Below are 5288 nucleotides of genomic sequence, written 5' to 3' on the forward strand. Positions count from 1 at the left end.
GCCAAATATCATATCAATACCGGTAAATAAATTACAAGAAAAACATGATATAAAAGATATTTATCAACTATCACCGTATTCATTTAAAGAGTCTGGAGAAATAACATTAACATTAAAAGAAAACAATGTAAAAAACAATACAATTTCCATTCAAATAAAATAAATAAAAACTGTTCCTCCATTTTGCTGAAGGAACAGTTTTTATTTATTCTACAGTATTATTTATTTAATGTAGCCATTATTTCATTGGCTATATTCTTTCCATTTCCAATACACGCACCAATTCCAACACCATAATATGAGGCACCAGCTAAATATACATTTGGATAAAGATTCGTCATTTTTTCTTGCAATGCTTGAACCGCTTGATTATGTTCTAAATGATATTTCGGCATTAAATCTTTCCAATTTGTAACTTCGACTACTTCTGGTTCACCTTTAATTCCGAGACTCTTTTCAATATCATATAAAGCTACTCGTACTAATTCTTCTTCACTATAATTTTTGATTGTTTCATATACCGGATTGGTGCTCTTATAAAACATTCTTACTAATAATTTTTGTTTACCCGATGTATGTTTCCACTTTCGACTTGTCCATGTACAAGCATCACAATGTAAATCACTGTTTTCCGTTACAATAAACCCTGTGCCGTCAGCTGGTAGTTGTTCATCTAGTATGTCAAATCCTAAGTAAATACTTATAAGAGATGAGTTTTTAAATGTATTAAACTGCTCATTTAACTCATTAGGCTGTAATAAAGTTTGTGCTATATCATGCGGAGCTGCTAAAACAACATAATCAGCTTGTATTGTTTCATGATTTACAAAAGAAATCTCATATCGATCTTCTTGTTTACTTACAGCCGTCGTTATAGCACCTTTTTTTACGACAGTTTCAGTGAGCACTTCTTCTAAGCGATTAATTATCGTAGATAGTCCACCTTTAAATGATACGAATTTTTTATTTCCTGCTGATTGAAATTGTTTTTTATTCTCTTCAAAACCTTTAATAATACTTCCATACTTATTTTTATAATCCAGTAAATACGGTAATGTAGATGCCATTGTAAGCTCATTCAATTTACCAGAATATACGCCTGAAAGTACAGGAGCAATTTGTCTTTCCACTAACTCTTTCCCTAAGAAACTTTCTAAAAATAGAGCAAGTGATGTATCTTTCGTAAACTCTTTATTTTTCGTTATGAAATCTTTTAAAGCTACGATTTTCCCTTTCGTTGAGACTAGCGTACTGCTAAACAAAGACTGGGCGCTCATCGGTATCCCAAATATAGTATCAGAAGGAATCGGATGTAACATGTTTTCAGAATATATGTAAGAAATACCTGTTTCATTATATACCATTTCATCTTCTAAATTTAAATCTTTTACAAGTGGCATAACATATTCATTACGAGCAACGATTGAATCCGCTCCTGACTCCATAATGAAATCCTTTTCTTCCACACTATGGATTTTACCACCTAAATACTCTTCTTTCTCAATAAGAATTAAATTTAAATCGATATTATAATCCTTTTTTAATTTTTCTAAATAAAACATAGTAGAAAGTCCCGTTATACCTCCACCGATAACAACAACTGTTTTCATATGTGCTGCGCTCCTAACCGATACAATTAATAATTCCTTTTTATTATAACCAAAAGTCCTTATATTCGACTAGCAAGTTGCGCATTCTGTAAGAAATTAGACAATATATTTTAATATATTTTCAAATTACCTAATAAAAAAGAACTATAACATTTACAAACCCCGTCATAGTTCTCTTTATTTTAAAAACATAAAGTAATTGATTAATTTGTCTAGTTCTTGACTCAATGCCAATACTTTTTCATGTTGAATTCCATAATCCGATACTAAATATAAAAGTTCTTCTTTTTTTATTTCAATTACTTTTTCCAATTTCGCTAGTTCCATGTCGTTTTACATCTCTCCAAAAATAAAATATATGTATTTCAGTATAGCCTACTTACATAATTAGTAAAAGTAAAATACACATGTAAAATCTTACATATTTGAAAAAATAATATACTACTAACAAAAAAAGAAACTAGATTAAACATCCTTTTACAGATCATTAACGTTCATTAAGAATGAATAACATAACGGAATTTTTCTAATGTGATATCTTTATAATTTGGAGCTCTCTGTATATGATTAAAATAACTATATGAGAATTTAAATACATGACCAAAATCCCAATCGAATTCACTATAGTCTTTTATCCAAAATATATTTTCAGTTGGTAAAATATTTGCACGTTTAGATTGAATTAAAGGTAATCGATCTATAGGTGAGTGTAAAGTTATTTCCGTATTCAGCTTGAGCTTTTGGCTAGCTCTTAGTACGTATACTAGTTTTAACAGCGGACGTATCCCTCGTTGAAATATATCTATATGTCCTAAATCGTACATTATATTAATTGCGTGGGAGTATGTAAGCAAATGCCCAATTAAATCATGATGTGATTCCGCTCGATAAATACTATTAAATTTCGATAACTCATTTAAAATGAACTGAGATACTTGTGTTGGATTACTCAATTCACTTTGTATCTCCTCTTCAAAACTTAATTGTTTTACTTCTTTCGTCGTATAACCAATCCACGATCTACCTGGAATTGTTTTTCGAAATGATAAAATAAGAGTAGTAATCCCTTCAATTGCTTGATTATCACCCCATTTTTGTAGCTCTTTCATAGCTAATAAACTTAATGACGCATAAATGACGTTATGCCCCACCCAATGAAGCTCATCAATCGTTTGTTCTAAAGATTTTATAATCATATTTTCCGCAATTTTAAAATCTATTTCTTTTTTATCATCAATCATCTCACCAATTTTTTTCTTGTTCAGCATCATCCTTGTTTGCGAATACATATTACGAGCTGTTTCTTCATCAATATTATTATCTTTCATAAAAAAATAACTAGCAATTGCAGCTGCTCCAAAATGCGCATGCCAAATATCATTTGTTTCTTTTTTACATTGAGAAATAATTGAAAGGCCGCCTTTTAAAATACTTTTGTTTTCCATTTTCTTTCTCCTCTAGTTAAAATCACTATATTTTCATCCTAAAGATGGTGTCAGTACAAATAAAATGTGATTCGATTCATCACTTTTATTCAAAAATCGATGCTTCACATTTGGTGGAATACGTACAACATCACCTTCTTCTAAAAAATATTCTTTTCCCTCCAATTCTACGTACACTTCCCCTTTCATAATAACAGCAATCTCTTCCTTATCTTCATGGGAATAATGACTTTCTGTTGTGTTTGCTTGTTTATTTAAATCCATCATTAACATTTCAATACGTGCTTTCATAAAATCAGGTGTTAATACATCATATACAATGTGATCATTGTTTTCCCGATATACTTTTTTTCGATCTTTTTTCTTAGAAATGAGCGAATCTGTATCGATATCATTAATAAAAAGTGTAAACAGCGGTACATTTAATGCTTTTGCAATTAACTCCAAAACATTTAAAGAAGGATTAGCATGTCCTCTTTCAATTTGGCTAATTAGTGATGTACTAATCCCTGCATAATCAGCGAATTCACGAATTGTCATATTATTTTTCTTACGATAACTTAATACTGTTTGTCCAAGCCTATCATGTATCATAGTAAAACTTCCTTTCGTCCATCATAATGCATATTTCATTGTCTTTGTGCTGACATACTAAACAAAGGCAAATAATCCTTTCCTATTATCTCCGGGACTTATATACTTACTTTTGTACATTATATCGCATTAAGTTTATTATAATAAACATTCTATCGGAGGAACAAACTTTGAAATCACCTATTCTTTCATATTTCATCTTATTTTTTGGTGTATTCGCCTTATCAACTTCAGCAATTTTTGTAAAATTGGCAGATGCTCCTGCGACAATCATTGCTTTTTACCGATTATTCTTTGCCACACTGATCCTGTTACCGTTATTACTATTTAATAAAAATAGTCGAAATGAGCTAAAAACTTTAACGAAAAAACAATGGACATTCGGATTCACATCTGGGCTATTTTTAGCTGCACATTATGTACTATGGTTTGAATCATTACAATATACTTCTGTAGCAAGCTCTACAGTTATCGTAACGTTACAACCTTTGTTCTCAATGATTGGTGGTTATTTTTTATTTAAGGAGAGATTTACGAAAGGAGCGGTTATTGGTTGCCTCATCGCTATTTCAGGTAGTATCATCATTGGCTGGCAAGATTTCAAAATTAGTGGAGAAGCTTTATATGGAGATATTTTAGCATTTATCGCTGCCGGTATCATTACTGCTTATTTTTTCATTAGCCAACACGTTCGTAAAGATTTGTCACTTATACCCTATTCGGTAATTAGTTATGGAAGTAGTGCTGGCTTTCTTAGCATATTTGCTTTCATGCAACAAGAATCTTTCATCCATTACTCTACACAAACTTGGTTGTGCTTTATTGGATTAGCTTTCATTGCTACAATTTTAGGACAAACCATTTTTAATTGGTTATTAAAATGGATGAGTGCTACTGTAATTTCAATGAGTATTTTAGGTGAAACAATTGGCACTTGTATGCTAGCGTACTTTATATTACATGAGACTATTTCTTTACAACAAGGACTAGGAATTACTGTTATTTTTATTGGTTTAGTATTATTTTTATTACAGCCAAATTCTAATGAAAAAGCATGACAGTATACTGTCATGCTTTTAACTATTCATTATGTACAATTAAACCATTCGGTCTAAAACGACTCATCATAATTTCATTAATAAACTTTCCGTGAGCTTTCAAATTCCCTATCTTTACTCCCTCTTCTACAAATCCAAATTTTTCATATAAAGCTTTTGCTTTTGGATTCGTTTCTAACACACCTAGTTCTACTCTCTCTAACATTAACCAATTATCAGCCAGATCAAGCATCTTCATAAGAAGTGCTTTCCCAATTCCTTTATTATGATATTCACTGTCTACCCCAATGAATAAATCGCCTGAATGAGATCTTCGGCCCGGACTTTGTGTTAAACCTACAAATCCAACAACTTCTCCATCATATTCTGCAACAAATTCAAATTGATTTGGTGCTAAATTTCGAATTCTATTTTCCATAGCTTCTACACGCATGCTAGGTAAGAAAACCATATACGGTAAAACGTCATCCTGTATACATATACGATGAATTGCTCTAGCATCTTGTATTTCTACTGCTCTAACGTTGATCCCCATCTTTCTCTCCTCCGTATAAATAACAATATATTTGTTTGTGTGTATT

General features: G+C 31.0%; 6 protein-coding genes. 1 reads left to right on the plus strand and 5 read right to left on the minus strand.

What is annotated here, in order from left to right; genetic code table 11:
• Positions 1 to 218: 218 nt before the first annotated feature.
• The 4 genes from GBN78_RS28240 to GBN78_RS28255 all read right to left on the minus strand — a co-directional run bounded on the left by GBN78_RS28240 (position 219) and on the right by GBN78_RS28255 (position 3649).
• Positions 219 to 1610 carry a protoporphyrinogen oxidase gene (locus GBN78_RS28240; RefSeq protein ID WP_000860360.1) on the minus strand — a complete coding sequence of 464 codons (1392 nt, stop codon included), beginning with the start codon at positions 1608 to 1610 and terminating at the stop codon, positions 219 to 221.
• A 177-nt stretch (positions 1611 to 1787) separates the two neighbouring features.
• Positions 1788 to 1937: an aspartyl-phosphate phosphatase Spo0E family protein gene (locus GBN78_RS28245; RefSeq protein ID WP_000417698.1), complete on the minus strand. Its 150-nt coding sequence runs from the start codon at positions 1935 to 1937 to the stop codon at positions 1788 to 1790.
• Between the two features lie 170 nt (positions 1938 to 2107).
• Positions 2108 to 3055, minus strand: a complete 948-nt coding sequence (locus tag GBN78_RS28250; RefSeq protein WP_000428899.1) for a hypothetical protein — start codon at positions 3053 to 3055, stop codon at positions 2108 to 2110.
• 33 nt (positions 3056 to 3088) lie between these two features.
• Entirely contained in the window at positions 3089 to 3649 is a 561-nt protein-coding gene (locus GBN78_RS28255; protein ID WP_000581029.1) for a helix-turn-helix domain-containing protein, read from the minus strand.
• 170 nt (positions 3650 to 3819) lie between these two features.
• Here GBN78_RS28255 and GBN78_RS28260 point away from each other — a divergent pair, with 170 nt between their 5' ends.
• Positions 3820 to 4707 (plus strand): DMT family transporter, encoded by an 888-nt coding sequence (locus GBN78_RS28260; RefSeq protein WP_000841812.1) that lies wholly within the window; start codon positions 3820 to 3822, stop codon positions 4705 to 4707.
• 22 nt (positions 4708 to 4729) lie between these two features.
• On the opposite strand, the gene GBN78_RS28265 is transcribed toward GBN78_RS28260, so the two are convergent.
• A complete protein-coding gene (locus GBN78_RS28265) occupies positions 4730 to 5242 on the minus strand; it encodes a GNAT family N-acetyltransferase (protein ID WP_000512617.1) in 513 nt (170 codons plus the stop codon).
• Positions 5243 to 5288: the final 46 nt, after the last annotated feature.

Source organism: Bacillus sp. B2-WWTP-C-10-Post-4, from assembly GCF_009183805.1.
In the GTDB taxonomy this organism is placed as follows: domain Bacteria; phylum Bacillota; class Bacilli; order Bacillales; family Bacillaceae_G; genus Bacillus_A; species Bacillus_A cereus.

Coding starts and splice junctions, on each gene's coding strand:
- GBN78_RS28240 (WP_000860360.1), bottom strand. CDS start 1,610: ATGAAAACAGTTGTTGTTATCGGTGGAGGTATAACGGGACTTTCTACT.
- GBN78_RS28245 (WP_000417698.1), bottom strand. CDS start 1,937: ATGGAACTAGCGAAATTGGAAAAAGTAATTGAAATAAAAAAAGAAGAA.
- GBN78_RS28250 (WP_000428899.1), bottom strand. CDS start 3,055: ATGGAAAACAAAAGTATTTTAAAAGGCGGCCTTTCAATTATTTCTCAA.
- GBN78_RS28255 (WP_000581029.1), bottom strand. CDS start 3,649: ATGATACATGATAGGCTTGGACAAACAGTATTAAGTTATCGTAAGAAA.
- GBN78_RS28265 (WP_000512617.1), bottom strand. CDS start 5,242: ATGGGGATCAACGTTAGAGCAGTAGAAATACAAGATGCTAGAGCAATT.